Source organism: Desulfocastanea catecholica (assembly GCF_054657295.1).
The window spans coordinates 1-213 of the sequence record NZ_BAAHYZ010000208.1 but is presented as its reverse complement, the minus strand read 5'-3'; the positions used below and the strand labels follow the sequence as shown (position 1 = coordinate 213).

Annotated in this window: 1 pseudogene; it reads left to right on the top strand. The window is 44.6% G+C overall.

The window, feature by feature from the left end:
• Positions 1–8 precede the first annotated feature (8 nt).
• Positions 9–213, top strand: a pseudogene (locus tag ACYQ8U_RS23540) (MFS transporter); the annotation flags it as partial.

The window sequence follows — 213 nt, the reverse complement described above, 5'->3', positions numbered from 1 at the left end:
ATCAGAACATACCGAAGAGAAAAGGAGCGCTAGCCTTTCTTGCTTTGATCAGTGCATTTCCTCCTCTCTCTACGGTACTCTACATTCCTGCACTGCCACAGATGGTAACGGCGTTTGATACCACCCAGGCTAGTGTAAACATGACCCTAAGCATGTTTTTTTTGTTTTACTCAGTGGGGTTATTGTTCTGGGGGCCACTTAGTGAAAAATTTG